This is a genomic window from Leeuwenhoekiella sp. NPDC079379 (genome assembly GCF_044542075.1).
Taxonomy (GTDB): domain Bacteria; phylum Bacteroidota; class Bacteroidia; order Flavobacteriales; family Flavobacteriaceae; genus Leeuwenhoekiella.
The window spans coordinates 114,815-136,382 of the sequence record NZ_JBITTU010000006.1 but is presented as its reverse complement, the minus strand read 5'-3'; the positions used below and the strand labels follow the sequence as shown (position 1 = coordinate 136,382).

The window sequence follows — 21,568 nt, the reverse complement described above, 5'->3', positions numbered from 1 at the left end:
CTGCAAAATTAACCACAATAAAATTATTTACCACCTACAACTGTTAGTAATGTGCAATTCTCCTATTTTTGTGCTAAAGTGATTTGTTATGAAGAAGTACCTATTTTTAATATGCTCTGTTCTATTTTTTGAATCTTGTGATGACGGAGACCTTATTGTTACTTCGTTTGATTTTACAGATTTAGCTATAAATTATTGCAGTACTGTCACTCTAGATAATAACGATACTGCAATTACAAATTATATTTTTTATAAAATAAATAGCGATACTAATGAGTCTTTAGCATTTACATTAAGTACTAGTGATCCCATTTTAGAAGCTCCTAACAGCAGTGGTGCTTACACGTATAATTTGGGAAGCAGTGCAGATTCATTTATTTCCTATCGAATTTACAATGGAGCCGTTGACGCAGACTATTTTTGCTCCAAAATACCGCCTGCCACCCCTACAGTTAACGAACAATATATAAGCGATGAAGGAACCCTTACAATAGTAACTCAGGGAGATTATAATGATCGTGATGGCATAGATGCCGAATTTGAAATTCTTTTAGAAGATGCAGAAGGCAATCTTACTGAAGATCTTGACGGTGATGGAATTCCTAATATTTACGACTTTGATGATGATGGTGATAATGTGCCTACAAATCAGGAGGGTGTCGTTCTAAATACAGATGGATCTATAAATTATGAAGCCTCTTTAGACACCGATGGTGATGGAAGGCCTAATTTTATAGATAATGATGATGATGGTGATGGAGTTCTCACGATAAATGAAGATAAAGATCAAGATCTAAACCCAAACAATGACACTACAGATATTTCTATAGGTCAGGATTATTTAAATAATAATGTAGCTGTAGATTATAACGTGAATTCTTATAGAATTCACACTTATTATTTAGAAACGATTACACTAACTATAAATATTACCAACGCTGTTTTTATTAAAGATAACGGTGATGAAACTATACGCCAACAGAATTTATTCTTTGGTGAATATAGTGCTCCCAATCAAACAATAACTATAACTCCGGCTTTTTCTAATTAAATTTTAATGCCATTAATTCTGAAAAATATAAACCTCAGTTGCACCTAAACCGTATTGTTGGTAATTAGCATCGTAAAACTTGATGTTATCATATCTTGAAAAAAGATATTCAAGCTCTGCACGTAACACCCCCTCACCCACACCGTGTATAAAAACGATACGTTGAATACGTTTTCTTATGGCAAACTCTAATTTATGTCTTGCCGTATCTATTTGTAGATTGAGTTTATCGTGAGCACTAAGCCCACGCTCTGAAGATGTAAGTTGATGTATATGCAAATCAACTTCCATAGGAGGGATAACCCCTTTTAGTTTTTTAGTAGGAATTTTCTTGTTTTGATATACTTTTTCTTTCTCAGTCAATAGTAATTCTATGTCTTCCGGGATAGCAACATCAAAAGCCTCATCCTTAATAATCTGAGATCTGTTCGCTGAAAGTTCAAAACCATCATCTGTACTGAAATAAATCTCATCAGCCACTATTTTTGTAATAACACCAGATAAATTATCATCTATAAGGGAAATACGTTGTCCTACCTGTAAATTCATTGTCATAATACCGTTGAAAAACAATCGTTTAAAAGCTTAAAAATATCTTTTAAGTGTATTGCAAATGTCTTAATTTTTATATATTTACAAAAATATTCTATTATGGGAAAATTATACTCTTATTTTTTCTTTTTGATGTTACCCATTTTGGCTTCGGGTCAATTACACGTTAAGTCTTCAACTGGAGGACAGAATGCATATATTTATAACAAAGGAGAAATCTTATTTGTTACTCAAGAGATTGGATTAGACGGGAACCCTAATCAAACCGGAGGTAATTTATATCTAAGAAGTGAAGGTCAATTGATTCAAGGAGATGATGATAAAATTAATACGGGTACCGGCGTTGTTTCTGTATATCAAAAAAACTCGATGAATAAATGGGATTATCATTTTTGGACTTCACCTGTAGGTGATCCTGACAACAATCTACCACTGCAGTATGCTGGCACTAATGCTGGTAACAAAAGGTTTTATCAAGAAAGTAATAATGGTGGTGGTATTTATCAACCTACGGGAACCGAAATGGTTTCAAATCCTATAACATTCACACCAAATTATGATGGGATTATTACCGGATCTAATCAATTGCAATTTTCATCATATTGGCTTTATAAATATGTAGCTAAAAATGGGTATTCAGGTTACGAAAAAGTTTCTTCATCAATTGATTTAAATCCTGGAGAGGGTTATACGATGAAAGGAATAGGTGACAACACTACGCCCACTGCAGAAATCATTGATTTTAGAGGTATTCCGAATAATGGGACCATAAATGTTAAAGTATTACCTGATAATCTTACTATGGTAGGTAATCCTTATTCATCTGCGATGAATTTAAGCTTTTATTTATTATCTAATTCTGGTGCCAGCCCCGAAACTTTAGAAAATTGTTTAGGTACATCTGACCCCTCATCAAGAGTTGCCGTTGGAAATACAATTAATGGAAATGCCTATTTCTGGGAGTCCGATCCAAGTGTTAAATCACATTATCTTGTTGATTATGAAGGAGGCTATGGCACTTATACTCCCGGTCCTTGCGATTATACAGGTTCATATTCTCCAGCAGCTTTTGTAAGATATGATAATGATGGTAATGAAATTGCAGGGAGTGCTACTGGGGATACTGGTGAGAATATTGAAAGACATTTTGCTCCTGTAGGTCAGGGTTTCTTTGTAGAAGGAATTGCTGATGGTCTTGTCACTACTAAAAATGAATTTAGAGTTTTTGTGAAAGAAAGCCGTGGTAATTTATCTCAATTTAAAAGTAAAATTGATAAATCTAAAAAAACAAGTTCTACTCAAAAGTCTTCTAACGTTAATTCTACTTTAAGAGCAGGTAGCCAGTCTTATGACAATAGAGGATATCTGGTATTACCTAAGTTTCATTTAGAGACTTTTATTAATAACACCTATAATCGCTCTATTACAGGAATTATGTATGAGGGTTCTACTTTAAATACAGATACCGCAATGGATGGTTTTAATATCTCAGAATTGGCTACGGATGTTAGTTTTAATCTTAGTGATACTGACAGAGCTATTATTACAAACTATTTCCCATACGATATAGATGTAAAATTACCTCTTAAAATTAGCGCTAATAACGAATTGAACACATTCAACATGCGTATTTCAGATTTAAACTTCATTACTGATGAAGGCATCTGGTTACACGATAAGAAAACAGATGAATATCATGATATTTTAGATTCATCATATGAAATAGAATTACCAAAAGGAATATATTCTGATCGTTTTGAAATCACGTTTAAAGATATTAATGCCGCAACATTAGAAATAGCAGAAGAAGTAAAAAAATCATTTGCTGTTTATCAAAATAATAACCGAGCTGAATTAACTGTTTTAAATCCTTTAGAATCAGACCTTAAAGAGATAAATGTTTTTGATATTTCAGGTAGACTTTTAGTTTCTAAAATTAATGAAGGTTCAAAATCTAAGGTTGTAATTCCTTCAACTAACTGGAGTGATGGTATTTATATCATTAAAGTTATCACCCGTGATAATGTAGAATTCGCTAAAAAAGTTTCTGTCATTAATATGAAATAGTATAGAAAGCACAAGTAAAATAAAACTAAAAACAGCCTTTACTAAGGCTGTTTTTAGTTTTATAACCTACCTGAAAATTAATTTTAAACATCTGTAGAAAACAAATAAAAAAGTTGGTTTATCATTAACCTTGATCTTAGCAGTTAATCACTACTTTTACAAGTTTAAATTCAGACTATGGCTTATAAATTAGATAGCTATTTAAAAGATTTTTCAAGAAATATAATAGACCTAGGCGTTTCTTCTGTATATGCTGAGTTGGTAACGATATTTATAAATGCTTTTATATTTATCCTTGTACTTACGCTTGGAGATAAAATTTTGAAAAGATTTATAATAGAAGTCTTTAAAATTTTTAGCAATAAGACTAAAAGTTCGTTTGATGATTTTTTAATCTTAACTAACTTTCCTCGTTATATAGGCCATATAATTCCACTATTAGTTTTTAAATGGTTTTTTCTTGAACTTTTAAAGGATTATCCTGATACTACCTATTGGCTTTTAAAAGCATTTAATACGTATGTAATACTTCTTATACTTAAAATTATACGTAGTCTTCTGCGTACGGCGCGTAATTATTTTCAGACTAAAGAGCAGTATTTTGACAAACCATTACAAAGTTACTTACAAGTAACTATGCTTTTTTTATGGGGAATAGGAATCTTCTTTTTTATTCTTGAGTTGTTTGACAAAAATGCAATGAATTTTGTGCTCCAATTAGGAGCCGCATCTGCAGTTTTACTATTAATATTTAAAGATACAATACTTGGTTTTGTAGCCTCAATACAAGTATCTATTAATGATATCGTGCGTATAGGAGACTGGATTACCTTTAGTAAATACGGTGCAGATGGTAATGTAACCGAAATCAATCTTGCTACGGTACGTGTTCAGAATTGGGATATGACCTACACTACGATTCCTACTTACAGCCTTATTTCAGATTCGTTTCAAAACTGGAGGGGAATGCAAGAGAGTGGCGGAAGACGTATAAAACGAGCTGTATTTATTAAACAAAATTCTGTACGCTTTTTAACCTCTGAAGATTTAGTTCAACTTAAAAAAATTCAGCTGGTGGCTCCCTATATAGAACATATGGAGAAAGAGGTTATACGCACAAATAGACGCCATGAAGTAGATGACAGCCTACCTATAAATGGTCTTAATCAAACAAATCTTGGTGTTTTTAGAAAGTATATCGATGCGTATTTATATGAGAATCCTGCAATAAATAAAGATCTCTTTCTTATGGTAAGGCACCTCGCTCCTACTTCTCAAGGTATTCCTTTAGAGATTTTCTGTTTTAGTCACGATAAACGCTGGGAAAATTATGAGCACATACAGGCAGATATTTTTGACCATATTATAGCCGCAGTAAAATATTTTGACCTTGAGATATTTGAAGAACCCTCGTCACGAGATATTACCAATTTCTTAACGCATAGAAATCTCTAAAATAGGTAGGTTGCAGGTCAACTAACCGATCATTTATGAGATTTAAAAATATTCTCCACATTTTTGGAGCGATAGCTATATTGCTCACTTTAGTTCCACTTATAGCAGCTGATTATTGGTGGATTCGGGTTTTTGATTTCCCACATACGCAGCTTACCATTTTAACGGCTACAGCAATATTAGCTTATCTTTTAAAGTTTGATATAAAATGGGTTAAAGACTATGTTTTTATGAGTGTTATGATTGCATGTTTTGTATATCAAATATCAAAAATTTATCCCTATACACCATTAGCTCAATTTGAAGTAAATACAAGTGAGCAAAATAATCCTAATAAACAATTGAGTATCTTGGTAGCTAATGTCCTTCAGAAAAATGAGGACAAACAATCGCTTTTAAAAGAGGTTGCTGCAAAAAACCCTGATATTCTTTTACTTCTTGAAGCAAATACAGAATGGCAAAGATTTGTAGATCCTACACTTTCAAAAAAATATAAATTTTACAAGGGAGCTCCTATCAATAATACTTACGGAATGTTACTCTATTCTAAAATTCCATTAATAAATCCTGAAATTCATTATCTTATAGACGACAGTATTCCTTCTATAGATAGTAAAGTTAAACTGGCTTCGGGAGATACAATTCAATTATTTGCAATTCATCCTACACCGCCTATGCCACAGCATAATCCTATGTCTACAGATCGCGATGCTGAGATGATGAAAACCGCATTTCAAAGCAGAGATTCAAAACTACCTGTGTTAGTTATAGGTGACTTTAATGATGTTGCCTGGTCTGAATCAACAGCTCTTTTTAAAAATGTTAGTGAATTATTAGACCTTCGTATAGGTCGTGGTTTATTTAACACCTTTAGTGCAAAAAGTCAAATTATGAGGTGGCCTCTTGATCATATTTTTGTTTCAGAACATTTTAGAGTTATCGATGTTCAAACTGGTGCTGATATAAATTCTGACCACTTTCCATCGTATGCAAAACTTAATTTAGAATCAGAAATTGCTCAAGAACAAAGAGCTGATCCCCCATCAGAAAATCAATTAAAAAGAGCTCTTGACATTATAAAAAAAGAAGCTGGTCAAAAAGATACACGTAAAGAAAATTAACCTTTACTAATGCTAGAAAATGTTATGATATTACTCTTAATTCAAGATTTACAGACGGTATCTGATGCTTTTATTAATTATTACAACAATTTTATAAATCAGTTGCCGGGTATTGCGTGGGGTGTACTAATTATAATTTTAGGATTACTTATAGGCGCCTGGATTGGTAACTTTGCAAGAAGACGCATTTCTGCAAAAACAGCAGACCCTCTTATGAGTAGGTTTTTAGGTAAAGCAATAAAAATCACTTTTTTTATCATTGCAGTTATGCTCGCCCTAAGAGCAGCCGGTCTTGGAGGCATAGCAACTGGTATTCTTACAGCCGCAGGAGCCAGTGCTGTAGTTCTCGGTTTTGCTTTTAAAGATATAGGCGAAAACTTTATTGCAGGTATCATTCTGGCGTTTAATCGTCCTTTTAACGTCAATGATACGGTAGAAATAGGTAATAACTTCGGAAAGGTAAAAGCCCTTGAATTTAGATATACAAAACTAAAAACCTTTGATGGGAAAGACGTTTACATCCCTAACAGTGATGTATTAACAACTCCGGTGACTAATTATACTGAGGACGGTTTCTATAGATGGAATTTTATTATAGGTATTGCTTATGAAGATACTATTGAAGGTGCTAAGCAAGTAATCCTGGATACATTAAAGCGTGAACCCAATGTCATTGAAGATGAAGAGCATGAGAATTTTGTAATTGAAGATGAACTAGCAACCAGCACAGTAAATTTAAAGGTATTTTTCTGGGTAGATACTACAGATTTCCGCCGTATGGCGCTAATAACTAAAGGAAATGTAGTGCGTAACGTGAAAGAAGCCCTTGAAAAAAATGGATATTATATGCCAGCCGATATTCAAGAAATTAAACTCTATGGTGCTGCTAAAGACTCTCCTTTACGTATTGAACAATCTCAAAAACAACCAGATTTACAAGAATCTAAATCCTCAACAACAGATACTAATAATTAAACTAAATACCAGAGTACCGTAGATACGATTAATCCCATAAAAGCAATAAGTGTTGTTAATATAGACCAGGTTTTAAAAGTTTGTTTTTCAGAAAGCCCTAAATATTGTTTTACAAGCCAGAATCCACTATCATTAACATGTGAAAATACAGATGCACCGGCCGCTATTGCTATTACAAGAATTGCTAGCTGCATTTCGCTGTAGTTAGAAATACCTAACAGAGGTGCGGTTATCCCTGCTGCAGTGATCATCGCTACTGTAGAAGAGCCTTGCATAATACGTACAATAGCTGCTATGATAAAGCCAAAAATTACCGGAGGAAAATAATCACTCGTTAAGGATTCGGCAATCATTAATCCCGCTCCTGTATCTATAAGTATTTGCTTAAAAGCACCGCCGGCTCCTGTAAGTAATATAATAACTCCGGCAGGATAAAGCGCCTTTGTTGAGATGGTTAACAATTCATCCTTACTTACATTACGCCGAATTCCTAAAAAATACCACGCTATTAAGTTTGCTAAAATTAAAGCAGTAAAAGGATGACCTAGTAATGTTGAAATAAATAGCACCTGTTCAGGAAAATTCCAGTTAGCTGCTAATGGGCTATTTACAACTGTATTAATAACAATCAATACTATAGGAAGAAAAATTATTGATAAAACAAGCCCTGTAGCTGGTAATTTAATATTTAGATCCTCGTCTTCTAGAGATTCAAAAGGTGCGTCTATATGTATTTTTTTTGAAATGTATTTGGCAAAAAATGGCCCCGCAACAGCCGCGGTGGGAATACCTGTGATAAAACCAAAAACGATTACCCAACCTAAATTTGCATTTAATATATCTGCGACTGCAATAGGTCCTGGTGTAGGGGGTATAAATGCATGTGTTACCGCAAGACCACTTAACAAGGGTAAAGCATATAATAATAAGGACTTTTTAGTTTTACGCTGCAGAGCGTAAATTAAAGGTATCAGAATTATAAAGGCAACATCAAAAAATACCGGTATTGCTACTAAAAAACCGGTTAGCATGATAGACCAGGGCGCTCTGTTAATTCCGAATTTTCTAATAAGGTAATGTGCTATTTGCTTTGCACCTCCAGAATGTTCTAATACCGCACCAAACAATGATCCTAATCCTACTACAGTAGCCACAAATCCTAAAGTGCCACCCATTCCTTTAGTGATAGCATCTAAGATAATCTCAGGAGCTAAACCACTAAATGCTCCTACAAATACACAGACAATTAATAATGCGAGAAACGCTTGAAGTTTTAGCCTTAAGATGAGAACTAATAGTAAGGCAACTCCAAACAATACTGCAAATAGCAATTGATAATCCATATATTAAAAATCTAATTTCTTCAGTATTTCATCCACAATTTCTTCAATAGTTTGATCTATTGATACGTGAATGCCATATTCCGGACTCTCTAATGTATCTAATTGGGATTGCAATAATAACGGATCAAAAAAATGATTTTTACGATTATCTAATCTAGATTTTAATACTTCAAATGAGCCATCTAAGAAGACCCAGTAAAGATCTACGTGCTGTGCTAGAATTTTCCGGTACGATTCCCTAAGAGCAGAACATGCGAGAATTGCACCTTCCTCATCATCCCACTCTTGTAATTTTTGATCTAATATTTCTAACCAAGGTCTACGATCTTCATCGTTGAGCGGCTGACCACTTTTCATTTTGTCCACATTAGCTTGTGGGTGATAGTCATCTGCATCCTTAAAAGGAATATTCAATTTTTTACTTAAATGTAAACCTATAGTAGTTTTACCAGAACCAGACACGCCGGCGATAACAATCAGTTTTTTCATAAATCTAGAGTAGGGTTATTTTTATCTTGATTGGGAATAGTTAATTTAAAACCCAGTCTATCATTCATTTGTTTAATAAAGTGTGTTGCTAATAAAGGAGATTCTTTTTCAATATTTTGATGAATGAAGAAATCAATTTGCTGCAACCCTGCGTCAAGCCATTGCTCTAAACGATCAACCCAGGCATCAAGCCTATAGTAATCACTGGGATGGTTAGCTCCTACAAAACGAATAAATGCCTCATTACTGGTCATACGCATGTGCACAATATCACGCCTACCAGCCGTATCAACAAGAACATTAGAAATATTATTTTCTTCAAGAAGGTGATATAGCTTCTCAGAAACTGCAGGCTCATTAAACCAGTCTGTATGTCTAAACTCTATAGCTAATGGTACTTCACGTGGCCAGGCTTCTATAAATTGTTCAACTCTATCCCAGTTTTTAGGCTGAAAATCATTATGCATTTGTAAAAAAACACATCCTAATTTTTCTTTTAGTAATGATGTATGGTCAAGGTATTCTGGGATAAGTTCAGAAGCATCAATGAGTCTTTTTAAATGACTAATATTTCGGGTAATCTTAGGGAAAAACCGAAAATCTGCAGGAACTTTATCATACCATTTATCAAATTGCTCTTTAGGAAAAAGCCTATAAAAAGTTGCATTTAACTCAATTGAATTAAATTGACGTGAATAATATTCCAGCTCGTCCTTAGTTGAACTTTTTGTGAGTAAAACTCGTGGAACCTTCCAGTTTGGGTGTCCTACATAGAGTTTTGGTTTGTTATTATTCTTGTTTTTGTTTAGTACAACTTTAGTATCTGGGTGGTCAGGTGGTAAGCTTAAATCAACTTTTGTGGGGTCTTCTACTATTCCAAATTTCATATTTAAATTTAAAAAATTAAATCTCAGGAAAATGTAAAAAAAAGTAAGTATTGAATCAATCTTTATTTGAACATAACAATTTTAAAACCACCGCAATAAATTATGCTATATCTGTTAAAAAATATAATGAAGCGAATTGAGAAAATAAAATAATTATTTCTCCGATTTACTAAATTTGAGCTTCATATAAAGTCTAAAAAACTCATCTTCATCTTCTTCTCTATCGTGAGAACTTTTATAAAAAAATGAAAATAAAAATTTTGTAGATTTCTCATATATATTTGAGGGTGAGCCATAAAAATCTGGAGGGTCATTTCTACTCTTTTTATATGCACTAATGAAAAAGAATATTCCCAATAAAGTGATAAGTATGATAAGAGGTATTACACCAAAAATTATAAATAACAAAAATGATTTCCAAAGGATATCGAAAAAAATCAATTCTTCATTAAACCTAAATGAATCAATACTAATAAAAAATAAAAGTAAAAAAGCAATTTTTATTTTCGTTCTGTTGAATAACAATTGTTTCCTTAATTTTGTAGAACGCAGATTTCTAATAAAAGGTTTTAATTCTTGATTATAAAATTCTATATATTCTAGACGTCCCAATTCAACAGAATTTATGTTTCCTTTCTCACTTAAGTTTATTAAGAGTGAACTTAATTTTAGCTTTACAACATTTTTAAAGCTTTTGCCAATTCCATTAGAATCTAAAATTTTATTTATTTTCAAAGAAATATTTGAATATTCTGAAAGTTTAATTGGTTCTTTTAGTAAACAAAATATCTTTCTCAATGTTCTAGATGGATTATGAAAATTGTTTCCAAACCTTATAAAGTATCTGAATTCCAATAATGGTACAAGAAAAATAATGAAGGCTATAATGATTGCATCTTGCCAATCAAAAGGAATCTCAACAGGTATAATGCTAAAAAAAAAATCTCTTATATATCTATATGGTATTAATATTAGATTTATACTACTTCTCAGTAAATCTATAATTTTAGCTATTTCATTATTTTTTTCTTCAATAAAATGTATAGCTTTATTTACTGAATTAAGTTTTGCAATTGATGAGAGAATTGAAAAAAAGAAAAATAGCGTACTAACTCTTGCTACAATCTTTGAATCTAAAAAGCTGAATAACTTCATTAACTATTTGTATATCAACTAACAAATTACATAAATAGGGTAAAAATATAACAAAATTTTTAGAGTTTTTAATTAAAAAAAACAATTTATATTATCTATAAATTGAATTAATTTTATGTGTTACGCTACAACATTGACTAAGACTAAAAAGCGAATTGAAGAAGTTATAGATAGGACTTTCGAAGTACCGTTAGAATATCAACCTTACTATCATTTAAATGGATTTTCACACGGCAATCTTCAAATTATAAAGATGGACGAACCAGAAAAAATATATCCGTCAATGTGGTGTCTGGTTCCCTCCTATGGTATGAATGATATACCAGAATTTCAGAAAAAATATAATACTTTAAATGCACGTTCTGAATCAATATTTAAATCAAATACATTTAAATCTTCAGCACTAGAAAAACGCTGTTTAATACTAGCTGATGGTTTCTTTGAACCTCACCACGAAAATGGTAATAGCACACCTTATTTCTGTTATCAACCATCAGATGAAAATGATGATGATGGTAGAAAATTATTTTTGTTTGCCGGGCTTTATACTGAACTTGAAAAAGATAATGATTCTTATAGTTGTACCATCTTAACTACTGATGCAAATGATTTTTTTGCTGAAGTTCACAATAAGAAAAAAAGAATGCCATTAGTGTTAGATTCTGATTTGTATGATGATTGGTTAAGTACTACCCACAATGAAAAAACACTAAATGATTTAATAAAAAATGGATTTACAGGAACTGATTTTGATGCTTATCCTGTATCAAATATGATATATAAAAAAGGTGTTAATTCTAATATAGCTGAAGCAATTCAACCTATCGAAAAAAACACCTTGTTCTAATTAAAAATTTGCACCTGATTCAATTACATTAACTTGATTGCTAACTGAATTTATTTCTTGTACTGATACAACAGGTGATGGTAATGATTGATTTGCTTGTGCAACCTTCGCTGCTAGTAAGTCATAATCAATAACAGAACCTTTGATTGATTCATTGGTACCCATCATACCACCATTTGCAAAAGCTTTACCACCACCGGCAACATTTATTTGTGATAATAAGCCACCAAACATTGAAGTACTTCTTTTATTAATAACAGCTTCACCACCTTCTAATTCACCGTAGGGTGTTTTTATTCCCCCGGCTGCGTGTGATGCACCGTTTAAAATACCACCAGATGCAAACTTCTTAGAAGATGCTATTGTACCTATACCTTGAATTGCTGCACCCCCTAATATTCTGGCAATAGCTGCTGATGATTGACCTTGCATAACAGCGTTTTGACCTAATGCTGTACCAATAAATGGTAAGTTAAATGGTGGTGGTGCAACTGCTGTTGCTTGTGCTAAATTGATAGCTTGTGAACTAGCTGTATTAATTGATACTAGACCGGCTTGAATACCTGCTTCAATTGCTATTGATGCTAATTTTGCACCTAAACTATCACCAAGTAAACCTGTTAGTATTCCGGTTAATTGTCTGGCTACACTTGCTTGTGCTGCTGCGTTTCTTTCTCTGGCTTGTATTTCAGCATCACTAACTTTTTTATAATCTTCTAAACCTTTTTGTGCTGCCTTTAGTTTGATATCATTTAACAGTTGACCACGTTGTTCTTCAATAAGTGCTAACAATTCAGTTTTTTGGTCTTCATTTAATTGTAAACGTTCTAATTCTGCAACTTGTTTTTCAAATTCTTGTTCAAGTCTTAATTCTTCTTTGTCTTGTGCTGTTGCTTGTTTATCTAAATCAATTTCATTTTGAAGTTCTTGTTTTCTGTTTTCAAAATCATTTAATCTATCTAATTCAGCTTGTTCTTTTTCAGCTTGTAAATCAGCAAATTCATCATTGATTTGAAGTCTGGCTAATTCCGCTTCTTTTTCTGATATCAATTTATTCTTCAATTTTTGATTAACAATTGCTAATTCTTTATCTGCTGCTTCTTTTGCTGTTGTTAAATTAGAATTTAGTTTTTCCCTATTGTTTTGTTTGAATAGTTCTAGTTCAATATTCAGATTATCAATTTCTTGTTTTAATCTTTCATCCCTTAATGATTTAGCCTTTGAAGCTGCTTCCTTTCTAATAGTGTTAACCTTATTAGTTTGGGTTGTGATTTGTTCTAAGGCTTGTGCATTTGCTTCATTTCTGGCTGCAACTAATTTTGCTAGTTCTGCACGTTCTTCATCAGAAGTATCATTATTGGCTTGTTTTAATTGAAGAATTTGAATTTCTTGATTAAGTCTTTCTAAATTCAGTCTATTTATTTCTTTGGCTGTATCAATAGATTTTTTTGCTGCTGCTTCACGTTCTGCTAAGGTTTTGGTTGTGTCCTCTGCTGTTTGGTTAAGCTGTTTGAAATCTTCTTTTAATTGACCAACTTGTTTTATATAATCAGCTTCACCGGCTGAAAATTGTTGTTGAAGTGCTGCCAATTGTTTACCTCTTTCTATTGCATCTTTAACAGTATCACCAACAAGTTTTGAAGCTTCCTTCACACCATCAATAATTACTTTATTTGCATCACCTATTTGTTTAGCACCTTCTTTAATAGAAGTATAATCGAATGTGAAAATACCCTTGATGATATTACCCAAACCTTCAAAATTCTTAATTAAGGTATTAGTAATAAAAGATGATAATTCTTTAATTGTTTGTTTTGGATTGCTAAAGGCATTAAATAATGCTTCACCTGTTTTTTGGAATAAACCAAATAAGGATTCAAACACCGTTTTCATTGGTATCAGAACACTATTAATTTTATTAATACCAGATTGAGTTGAAGTAAGAAATGCAACTAGTGAACCCAAGGCAACTACAACTGCACCAATACCGGTTGATATTAATGCAACACGAAATAGTTTCAATGCATTACTACCTAAAGCTGTTGCAACTGCTGATGCTCTTTGTGCTAACGTTAACCCTTGTGTTGCTGAAGCTGCTGCCCTAATTTCACCAACAGAATCTTTAACTGCTGATTTATACACGTTGTATACAGGTGTAACATTTGATAGTGTTGACCTTACAGAATTAATTGCACCACCTAAAGCTGTATTTGAACCAATTGCACCTTCAAATGCTTGTGAATACTCACCAATTTTATCTTTAGAACTATTAAATTCTGATTGTTGCCCTCTGATTGCTTGTGTTTGTTCATCAATAGCTGCATTAACTTTTTCCCTTAATGCAACTTCTTTTTCTGAATCACCTTTTATGTTCTTTGCAATCTCATTTAATTGTCTTCTTGAATCATACAGTTCCTGTGTGGTCTTACCTTCAGAAGATAATGTTGCTTCAAGATTTTTTTCAGCTTGTGTAACTGCATCAGCTAGTTTTGCACCATCCCTATATGATTTGTTTAATGATTTTAAAGCAATTTCATTTTGAATAAATGCTTTAGATGAAGTATCACCAACGCTCTTTAATTCTGCTTGTGATTGTTTTAATTTATCAATTTCTTTTTTGGTATCTGATAGGTTTGTGATTAACGCTTTTGTGTCAATATTTAATTCAGCTATTTTGATTTGGTCTGCCATTTTTCTAATCCATATTTTATTGTTTTTCGTTATTAGTATTTTGTTTTAAGCACCTATTGGTTTTCGGTCAATGTATATTTGTATGTTAACTACATCTGTATCAGTAACACCAAATTCATCTGTTACTTTTAATTGCATTGTATAACTACCACCACTTTGTTCTTCATTCGGTACAACAAATGTTGCTACATCATTTGATAAATTTGATACATAAGCATTTGAAATTGATGGTTTGCTTATGGTTAACCATTGATAAGAAATTATATCACCGGTTGAATCATAAGAAATTGAACCATCTAAATTGAAATAATAGTAAGGTCTATCATCAGCAATTTTTATATTATATGATGCATCATTACCTGCTCTGGCTGTTGGTGGTGTATTTGTATATTCCCTAACATTAACTTGAATTGTACCTTCAACATTTGAATATTCACCAGAACCTTCATCAGCAATTTTAAATGTGAATGATTCAGAATGTGCATCTGTTGATGTACCTAAATCAACCACTCGTAAATTCATATTTTCAACCAGAATTTCAGTTTCAGTATTGATTATTTGTTCACCGTTTTTCATTTGAACTTTTGAGTTAAAACCACCGGTTATTTTAATCTTTAATGGTTCATCAAATTCAGGGTCAAAATATACAGGATTGCTATTTTCTGTAATATTTGTAATAGTTATTAACCTTTCATTTTTGTATCCCATTGATAAATTAAATACACCTAATTGTGTTGGTGCTGAATTTACTGATGTTGTTAAATTGGTTTGAATCAATTTAATTTTACTTACTTCACCCACTTTATTTTGAACATCATTCAAATAGTAATATCTACCGGTTTGTGATAAATATTTTAATCTGAAGAAATCTAAATTATAGATATCTAAATTGTTTAATAGTGCTTCACCTTCCACTTCTGAATAGTTATTTAGTAGTGCCTGATATGCTTTATAATAATTACCTAGATAATATTGTAAACTGATATTGTTAAGACTTAAAAATGGTATGTTGTCAACCATTGAACTAGTGTTTGCTTCATCAAAAAACCTTATTGTAAGTGTTTTATCAACTCTGTTGATTCTAAATAACTTATAAGAATTTTCTTTTGGTTCAATTGTGATTACACCATCATTTTCTTTTTCTTCATATAACGGCACGCTGTAAACCAATTCCTGTTGAATTTTCCTGTTGCTTACACTCATTTCATACGGTGAATTGAATAAAGATTTTTCAGCTTCAATTGTTTCATCATTAACAGAAAATGAACCGTTAAACGTTGGTATTAAAATTTCTTCAGGATATTTATAAGATGCTGTATTTTTTCTGGCATAACCTGAATCATAAGTTGTTTTATCTAATGATTTAATCTTACTTGACCAATCTTCACCATTTACCCTATCATTTAATATTTCTTCAAATTGTCTGAAGATGTATCTGTTTTTTTGGTTTTGTATAGGTTTTAAAATCAATCCATAACGCTGCATCACATCTTTGATAAAATCAAGTTGTTTCATATCACCAATGAAGGTTTTAAAATCCACCAATTGACCACCTACAATAGCTTTTAAACTAAAAGTTGCTGTTACACTATAATTAACCCTATATTTTTCATAACCAATAGTTGAAGGATTTGAACTATTTTCAAAATCATCATAATATGTAGGTGCACCAAAGGTTTGAAATTTTAATTTATCACCTGACTTTACACTTATTATTAATGATATTGATTTGTTTGAATCTCCTTCATTTAAGCTGTATTCTTTGATATATTTATTATTGATATAAACCCCAAATTGTAAATATGTATCTTGATTTGAATAATTTATTGAAATTTCAAATTGCCATCTACCTTTTTCATTAAATACTATTTCATCATTTTCTATTGTTGGTGTTGCTGTTATTCCTGATGGTGATTCATTTATAAATGAACCCGAAATATTATTTTTATCAATCAATGAAAAATAAGTATTTGAAGTTTTAAAACGGTTTACAACTGAAGCCGAACCATCACCAAATTCTTCATAGTCTGGTAATTCATTAATTACTTCATAACCTTGTTTAGGTGTTATTACCTCAGATAAGTAATCAGTATTAGTTGTGAAGAAATCACCTTGATACGTAACCCCTACACCCTTTAATATTTTGTCAAATAATGTATGCACGTAAATTGCCGGTACTTGACCATCAATCTGAATTGTGTTTGAATTAAATGGTTTACCAAAATCACCAATAGCATATACATAACCTTCAGTATTATTTTTACTATCTAAGTAAGTTGAAGAATTTATGATGTGGTTCATATCTTCATAATCTAAATCAGATAGAACCTTACCATTTAAACGCTCTGATAGGTCAATTATCCCATCATATACAACCACTTCAAAATATTCTGAAGTTGCCTTAATTGTCGCGTAACCATCACTAATTAATGTGATACCATTAACTACATACCTACACTTTAATTTTTTATAAGGTGAACGGCTGTTACTACCATTAACACCCAAGAAATCAAACAACTTTATATTATTTGAAGTCTTTGGTAACTTGATTGTATTTGAATAGTTTGATTGTCTGTTTGCTACCTCACCAAAATCATTGATTTGTAATTTTCTACTAATGGAATTTGGTAATATATCAACTAATTTATTTTCAATATATAGTTTTTCATTAATCATTATATTTTATAGGGTTTGGGTATTCAATTGTGGCAACACAACTGTTATTGCTACTTCATTTGAAGCTTTCTTATTACTGATATTTATACCTCTGGTACTTACTGTTACATTTAACCATTTACCACCTGTAAACGGCTTATTTGAGCTGTACATTTGTACTTGTGGTGAAGTGATTATATCTTTTATTTGATACACTTCTGTTTGGTTTACCCTGGTTTTTAATTGTAATTCTCTGGCACCTTCTTTACCTAATATTTTTAAGTTACCTGTACTGTTAGAATTGATATTTTGAAATGAATTAACACCAACTTCATCTAATGAATTTGCGCTTGTTTCATCTTTGAAAAACTCATCAAATAACCTATAAGAATAACTACCATCTTTGTTGAACCATTTTAAATAAACCCCACATTTTGAAGTTACTTTTTTAAGGTTCAGATTCACTTTAAAACTATCATCAACATATAATTCTAGTTTATTTAATAAATCCGGTATGTTTAAAAATCCTGTTATTGACCAATTATCAACCCCTTTATCTAGGTAAATTCTTGTGGTTCCATTATCGATTGAAATTGCTTCACTTACTTGATTTGAATTCTTGTTTTTGAATGTTAAATCACCTGAATTATCATTAAGATTCTGTACAGTTATATCAAATGGGTACCCCTCGAAATACGTTAAATTATAATCGTAACCGTTTAGCGTATGATTAAGTAACTGCACATCATTTTGAAATACATCTTCACCAAATTGTTTTACTGATTTGTTGAAGGAATATTCAACTTGAATGTTTTCTTCATCACCTTCATCATTGTAAACTGATACTTCAAAATCAAATGTTTTGAATAGGGTCAAATCAGATATTTTATACCCAATTGATGGTAAAAAATCACCGTCTTGAAAACTTGATTCAAATAAACCTTTTACAATTTCTTTTAAGTTAAAATGATACACACCCTGAAGGTTAGGAATGATTGAAAATTCAAATCCTTGTATCTTTATTTTTGCTTGATTGTTACCAACTAAATCAGAACTAAATGAAATGTAAGTATCATTATAAGTTGGGTTAATTGGTTGTGGTTGGTTTAATATAGTTATTGCCATTTTTTATTAAATATTTTTTACCAATAATTTCAGTTCATTGGTTACTTCACCCACGAAAAATTGAACGTTAAATTGTTCTAGTTTTTTAATGATGTTATCAATTCGTGCCGGTGTTATTATCTTCTCGTATATCTTCAGATGGTATTGGTTATTGGTACCTTCTTTTGCTATTTTCTTTGCTATTGCCCACGCAATACCTGTTGCCTGTGCATCACTTTCAATTTGAAATATTCCTTTGTTAATCACCCAATCTTTGATGTTTTGAACCGGTGGCATCTTACCTGATGCACGACCTGCCAAATATCCATAACCATTAATTTCAGCTTTTAAAACGTTTGTTGATGTGTTGTAATTGATTTGTAATCCTTCTAAAAATTCACCTGAAACCTTCTTACCACTTTGTTCATATGCCTTGATTATATCAGCTTTAATTGCTTCTATTTCGGCTTTCATTATTTCAATTGAACCTTCTTTTATTCCATTATTCATTGTTTGTGATGGTATAACTAACTATAACACCAGAAAAATTATAATCAAGTGCATTTATAACTTCAACAGTTGACCAACTTTGAATATTGAAATCTGAACATCTAAGTGTATTACTAATTGTTTTAGTTGCTGATTCAATTACCGGTTTGATGTATGATTGATAATGTGTATCATAATCTTCATCAACATCTGAAGACTTAACAACCATAAATGAACCTGAATATTGAAGTGATTCTTCACCACCATATTCATCAAAATTGGTATCAATTCTGATGGGGTCAACAAACAAATAAATTGAATCATTTTCGGTTTCATTATACAGGTTTTGAAAATCCCTTCTCGAATATTCAAACACCCAATTGTTTTGTTCTGCTATATTTTTTAATTCTTCATACATATATTTTAAGTGTTAATACTGCTTATTTCTTTTGCTTATTTCGTGTTGAATATCATTCAGTTCTTTGTCTAGTAATAGCTTAGTAAATACCTTATCATATTTAAGATTTAGTATTGCATCAAACTTTAAGATATCACCACCGGCTAATGAATTAACCACATTCCAAATACCAAATCTTTGTAATCTTTTACCACCTTCAACCAATTCAAATTTTTCATCTGGGAATTTTGGTGTTAAGTTGTTTTCTTCTCTGGCAATTAGTTTTTCAAGTTGACTTCTTATTGCTTTTACTAATGGGAAAAACTCTAATATTTTAAGTTTTAAAACTTGTTCTTCTGATAGTTTTTCAACAATCGAAACCACGTTTATAATTTCATCTTCATCATCAATTGACTTTTTTAAAAGTTCAACTTCTCTTAAAGTCAAATCAGCTAATTGGGTCTTTAATTTTCCTTCTTCTAAATGCTTTAAAACATTCAAATAATCTTCAATTACTTTTGGTGATTGCTTCAGGAATTCTTGTAAACTGTAATTCTTTATTGAATCCATTTATCTTAACCATTTTAAAGAATTGTAATTATTGCTTCTACTTGATAAACGTTCCATCACAATGTATCTGAATGCATCTAACAAGTGATTATGTTTATCAATTGGTGTGTTTAATTTTTCACCGTTATTATCTTTTTCCCACGTATAATTGTTCATTTCAGATATTAAGTTTTCAGAAGTTTTGGTGACAAATAATTTGAAACCTTGAACAATTGAAATACCATCTAAAATTGAACCTTTACCTTTTGTAACACCTTTTGCCGGTATTCTATTTTGTTTTAATTCTGCAATTATTTCTGGTCTGGCACTATCACAAACAACTATGTTTTGTGCTACTTGTACATCTGATAAAATGTGATTAACAATCTGATTATTTAATAACCCTGATTTATATAAACTTTCATCTAAGATTAAATCTTTTTCGCCTCTGCGATATACTTTAACTAATGCGTTTGGGTCGTTAAAACCAAAATCTAAACCACTACCAATGAAAACTGCATCATCAGGTATATCATCAATTAATTCATAATCATAAATACAACCATCAACCTGACCTTCTTCACCATATACATAAACAGCTACAAAATTTTTCCAGTATGCTGAACCATTTTCAGCTTTAATTATTGCCTGTTTATATTCTTCAATTACCGCTTCAGATAAAAATTCATTGTCCTTGTATGTTAGTTTAACAAAGTTTGATTTATCATCTTTTATGTATTCTTTAATCCAACTTAAATGTGATGGGTTATAATCCAAGAAAATAAATTCTTTTGTTCTGATTGATAATTGTGTGAAGGCTTCACGGGGTATATTATTTGCTTCATTAACAAATAAAATATCCCTTCTGGCACCTCTTAATTTATCACCATTTTCAACCCCAAACCATTCAATTGTACAACCGTTTAGGGTGTAACTATTATTGGTTTTATTGTGGTTTGCTTCATTGTAAAGATTGTTTTCAATAAGAATATCAATTAAATCTTTTGCAGCACCACGCCTTAAATGTGGGAATGATTCTGATACAATTGATATCGTTAATTTTCTTTTACTCTTAACACATAAGATTATTAAGTATTGAAGAATTGAATAGGTTTTACTTGAACCACCGGCACCTTGTATTATTCTTGTTCTATCTTGTATTCTAGCTATTTTACTAAATGCTGTGGTTGTTTTCAATCTATCTCATCGTTATCATTTTTCGTTATTAATAAATCCTGTTTTTGTTCTTTTATCTCTTTGTAATCAATATCAATTGTATCAATCAATTTGGTATCTGCACCTTCAATATTTAATGTGAAATTACCGGTACCTATTTGAAGATTTTGTTTCAATTGAAGATGAGAATTCTTACGTTCTAATGCCCATAAATATGGATATGCATTACGTTTATCATCGTCAAAGGCTTTAGATGTTAGATTCATTTTTTGCTTAACCCTTCCAACGTTTAAAGCATTTAAGAAATCTTCTTTTTCTTCTTCTGATAGGTATTCAATTTGTGAAATACTTCTACCATTTTTCTGGTTGGGTGATTTTAAATATTCAAAATATCTAAGTGTGATTTGATGTTCTTTTGATACCAATGAATTCACCAAATAATATAAATCAACATCAGATAGAAGTGTTGTATTTTCATCTTCAAGTACTTCTATCAGCTTGTTCATCCATACCCTTACTTTTCCATTTTTTCCCATTCATAATTTCTTTATTTTTCGTTATTGTT

At 31.3% G+C, this 21,568-nt stretch carries 19 protein-coding genes; 6 read left to right on the top strand and 13 right to left on the bottom strand.

Translation table 11 applies throughout. The annotated features are described in order from the left end of the window. Positions 1–88: 88 nt before the first annotated feature. The gene (locus ACIGAM_RS12425) at positions 89–1,051 is read left to right on the top strand and encodes a hypothetical protein (RefSeq protein WP_396511764.1); all 963 of its coding nucleotides are present in this window, start codon (positions 89–91) and stop codon (positions 1,049–1,051) included. 12 nt (positions 1,052–1,063) lie between these two features. Here the strand turns inward: ACIGAM_RS12425 and ACIGAM_RS12420 are convergent, their stop codons facing one another. Further along, positions 1,064–1,600 carry a Smr/MutS family protein gene (locus tag ACIGAM_RS12420; RefSeq protein WP_396511936.1) on the bottom strand — a complete coding sequence of 179 codons (537 nt, stop codon included), beginning with the start codon at positions 1,598–1,600 and terminating at the stop codon, positions 1,064–1,066. Positions 1,601–1,702: 102 nt separating this feature from the next. Between ACIGAM_RS12420 and ACIGAM_RS12415 the strand changes: the two genes are divergently transcribed. The 4 genes from ACIGAM_RS12415 (at position 1,703) to ACIGAM_RS12400 (ending at position 7,221) form a co-directional block, all read left to right on the top strand. Next, complete coding sequence (locus ACIGAM_RS12415; RefSeq protein WP_396511763.1) at positions 1,703–3,670, top strand: T9SS type A sorting domain-containing protein; 1,968 nt, start codon at positions 1,703–1,705, stop codon at positions 3,668–3,670. 177 nt (positions 3,671–3,847) lie between these two features. Then, entirely contained in the window at positions 3,848–5,125 is a 1,278-nt protein-coding gene (locus tag ACIGAM_RS12410; protein WP_396511762.1) for a mechanosensitive ion channel family protein, read from the top strand. Between the two features lie 35 nt (positions 5,126–5,160). Further along, positions 5,161–6,246, top strand: coding sequence for an endonuclease/exonuclease/phosphatase family protein (locus ACIGAM_RS12405; protein WP_396511761.1), 1,086 nt, complete (start codon positions 5,161–5,163; stop codon positions 6,244–6,246). A gap of 24 nt (positions 6,247–6,270) precedes the next feature. After that, positions 6,271–7,221, top strand: a complete 951-nt coding sequence (locus ACIGAM_RS12400; RefSeq protein WP_396511935.1) for a mechanosensitive ion channel family protein — start codon at positions 6,271–6,273, stop codon at positions 7,219–7,221. On the opposite strand, the gene ACIGAM_RS12395 is transcribed toward ACIGAM_RS12400, so the two are convergent. The 4 genes from ACIGAM_RS12395 to ACIGAM_RS12380 all read right to left on the bottom strand — a co-directional run bounded on the left by ACIGAM_RS12395 (position 7,218) and on the right by ACIGAM_RS12380 (position 11,095). Further along, the gene (locus ACIGAM_RS12395; protein WP_396511760.1) at positions 7,218–8,564 is read right to left on the bottom strand and encodes a GntP family permease; all 1,347 of its coding nucleotides are present in this window, start codon (positions 8,562–8,564) and stop codon (positions 7,218–7,220) included. The two genes, ACIGAM_RS12400 and ACIGAM_RS12395, sit on opposite strands and share 4 nt — an antisense overlap. A 3-nt stretch (positions 8,565–8,567) precedes the next feature. Next, the gene (locus ACIGAM_RS12390) at positions 8,568–9,053 is read right to left on the bottom strand and encodes a gluconokinase (RefSeq protein ID WP_396511759.1); all 486 of its coding nucleotides are present in this window, start codon (positions 9,051–9,053) and stop codon (positions 8,568–8,570) included. After that, positions 9,050–9,940: a DUF72 domain-containing protein gene (locus tag ACIGAM_RS12385; RefSeq protein WP_396511758.1), complete on the bottom strand. Its 891-nt coding sequence runs from the start codon at positions 9,938–9,940 to the stop codon at positions 9,050–9,052. Before ACIGAM_RS12385 ends, ACIGAM_RS12390 begins: the two co-directional genes overlap by 4 nt. Before the next feature lie 153 nt (positions 9,941–10,093). Further along, positions 10,094–11,095: a hypothetical protein gene (locus ACIGAM_RS12380; RefSeq protein WP_396511757.1), complete on the bottom strand. Its 1,002-nt coding sequence runs from the start codon at positions 11,093–11,095 to the stop codon at positions 10,094–10,096. Positions 11,096–11,210: 115 nt separating this feature from the next. Between ACIGAM_RS12380 and ACIGAM_RS12375 the strand changes: the two genes are divergently transcribed. Continuing rightward, positions 11,211–11,942, top strand: a complete 732-nt coding sequence (locus ACIGAM_RS12375) for an SOS response-associated peptidase (protein ID WP_396511756.1) — start codon at positions 11,211–11,213, stop codon at positions 11,940–11,942. Here the strand turns inward: ACIGAM_RS12375 and ACIGAM_RS12370 are convergent, their stop codons facing one another. From ACIGAM_RS12370 to ACIGAM_RS12335, 8 genes are read right to left on the bottom strand one after another with little or no spacing between them, the layout of a single operon-like run. After that, positions 11,943–14,633, bottom strand: coding sequence for a hypothetical protein (locus ACIGAM_RS12370; protein WP_396511755.1), 2,691 nt, complete (start codon positions 14,631–14,633; stop codon positions 11,943–11,945). Between the two features lie 45 nt (positions 14,634–14,678). Continuing rightward, entirely contained in the window at positions 14,679–17,309 is a 2,631-nt protein-coding gene (locus ACIGAM_RS12365) for a PKD domain-containing protein (RefSeq protein ID WP_396511754.1), read from the bottom strand. Positions 17,310–17,315: 6 nt separating this feature from the next. Further along, positions 17,316–18,413, bottom strand: coding sequence for a hypothetical protein (locus tag ACIGAM_RS12360; RefSeq protein ID WP_396511753.1), 1,098 nt, complete (start codon positions 18,411–18,413; stop codon positions 17,316–17,318). Positions 18,414–18,419: 6 nt separating this feature from the next. Further along, positions 18,420–18,902 (bottom strand): hypothetical protein, encoded by a 483-nt coding sequence (locus ACIGAM_RS12355; protein ID WP_396511752.1) that lies wholly within the window; start codon positions 18,900–18,902, stop codon positions 18,420–18,422. After that, positions 18,895–19,299, bottom strand: coding sequence for a hypothetical protein (locus ACIGAM_RS12350; RefSeq protein WP_396511751.1), 405 nt, complete (start codon positions 19,297–19,299; stop codon positions 18,895–18,897). Before ACIGAM_RS12350 ends, ACIGAM_RS12355 begins: the two co-directional genes overlap by 8 nt. 12 nt (positions 19,300–19,311) lie before the next feature. After that, the gene (locus ACIGAM_RS12345; protein WP_396511750.1) at positions 19,312–19,848 is read right to left on the bottom strand and encodes a hypothetical protein; all 537 of its coding nucleotides are present in this window, start codon (positions 19,846–19,848) and stop codon (positions 19,312–19,314) included. Then, positions 19,849–21,024, bottom strand: coding sequence for a PBSX family phage terminase large subunit (locus ACIGAM_RS12340; protein ID WP_396511749.1), 1,176 nt, complete (start codon positions 21,022–21,024; stop codon positions 19,849–19,851). Next, positions 21,021–21,539, bottom strand: a complete 519-nt coding sequence (locus tag ACIGAM_RS12335) for a hypothetical protein (RefSeq protein WP_396511748.1) — start codon at positions 21,537–21,539, stop codon at positions 21,021–21,023. Before ACIGAM_RS12335 ends, ACIGAM_RS12340 begins: the two co-directional genes overlap by 4 nt. Between the last annotated feature and the right edge of the window lie 29 nt (positions 21,540–21,568).

What these genes read in the sequence shown, in the direction of transcription:
- ACIGAM_RS12425 (WP_396511764.1), top strand. Translation starts at nt 89, where the DNA reads ATGAAGAAGTACCTATTTTTAATATGCTCTGTTCTATTTTTTGAATCT.
- ACIGAM_RS12420 (WP_396511936.1), bottom strand. Translation starts at nt 1,600, where the DNA reads ATGAATTTACAGGTAGGACAACGTATTTCCCTTATAGATGATAATTTA.
- ACIGAM_RS12415 (WP_396511763.1), top strand. Translation starts at nt 1,703, where the DNA reads ATGGGAAAATTATACTCTTATTTTTTCTTTTTGATGTTACCCATTTTG.
- ACIGAM_RS12410 (WP_396511762.1), top strand. Translation starts at nt 3,848, where the DNA reads ATGGCTTATAAATTAGATAGCTATTTAAAAGATTTTTCAAGAAATATA.
- ACIGAM_RS12405 (WP_396511761.1), top strand. Translation starts at nt 5,161, where the DNA reads ATGAGATTTAAAAATATTCTCCACATTTTTGGAGCGATAGCTATATTG.
- ACIGAM_RS12400 (WP_396511935.1), top strand. Translation starts at nt 6,271, where the DNA reads ATGATATTACTCTTAATTCAAGATTTACAGACGGTATCTGATGCTTTT.
- ACIGAM_RS12395 (WP_396511760.1), bottom strand. Translation starts at nt 8,564, where the DNA reads ATGGATTATCAATTGCTATTTGCAGTATTGTTTGGAGTTGCCTTACTA.
- ACIGAM_RS12390 (WP_396511759.1), bottom strand. Translation starts at nt 9,053, where the DNA reads ATGAAAAAACTGATTGTTATCGCCGGCGTGTCTGGTTCTGGTAAAACT.
- ACIGAM_RS12385 (WP_396511758.1), bottom strand. Translation starts at nt 9,940, where the DNA reads ATGAAATTTGGAATAGTAGAAGACCCCACAAAAGTTGATTTAAGCTTA.
- ACIGAM_RS12380 (WP_396511757.1), bottom strand. Translation starts at nt 11,095, where the DNA reads ATGAAGTTATTCAGCTTTTTAGATTCAAAGATTGTAGCAAGAGTTAGT.
- ACIGAM_RS12375 (WP_396511756.1), top strand. Translation starts at nt 11,211, where the DNA reads ATGTGTTACGCTACAACATTGACTAAGACTAAAAAGCGAATTGAAGAA.
- ACIGAM_RS12370 (WP_396511755.1), bottom strand. Translation starts at nt 14,633, where the DNA reads ATGGCAGACCAAATCAAAATAGCTGAATTAAATATTGACACAAAAGCG.
- ACIGAM_RS12365 (WP_396511754.1), bottom strand. Translation starts at nt 17,309, where the DNA reads ATGATTAATGAAAAACTATATATTGAAAATAAATTAGTTGATATATTA.
- ACIGAM_RS12360 (WP_396511753.1), bottom strand. Translation starts at nt 18,413, where the DNA reads ATGGCAATAACTATATTAAACCAACCACAACCAATTAACCCAACTTAT.
- ACIGAM_RS12355 (WP_396511752.1), bottom strand. Translation starts at nt 18,902, where the DNA reads ATGAATAATGGAATAAAAGAAGGTTCAATTGAAATAATGAAAGCCGAA.
- ACIGAM_RS12350 (WP_396511751.1), bottom strand. Translation starts at nt 19,299, where the DNA reads ATGTATGAAGAATTAAAAAATATAGCAGAACAAAACAATTGGGTGTTT.
- ACIGAM_RS12345 (WP_396511750.1), bottom strand. Translation starts at nt 19,848, where the DNA reads ATGGATTCAATAAAGAATTACAGTTTACAAGAATTCCTGAAGCAATCA.
- ACIGAM_RS12335 (WP_396511748.1), bottom strand. Translation starts at nt 21,539, where the DNA reads ATGGGAAAAAATGGAAAAGTAAGGGTATGGATGAACAAGCTGATAGAA.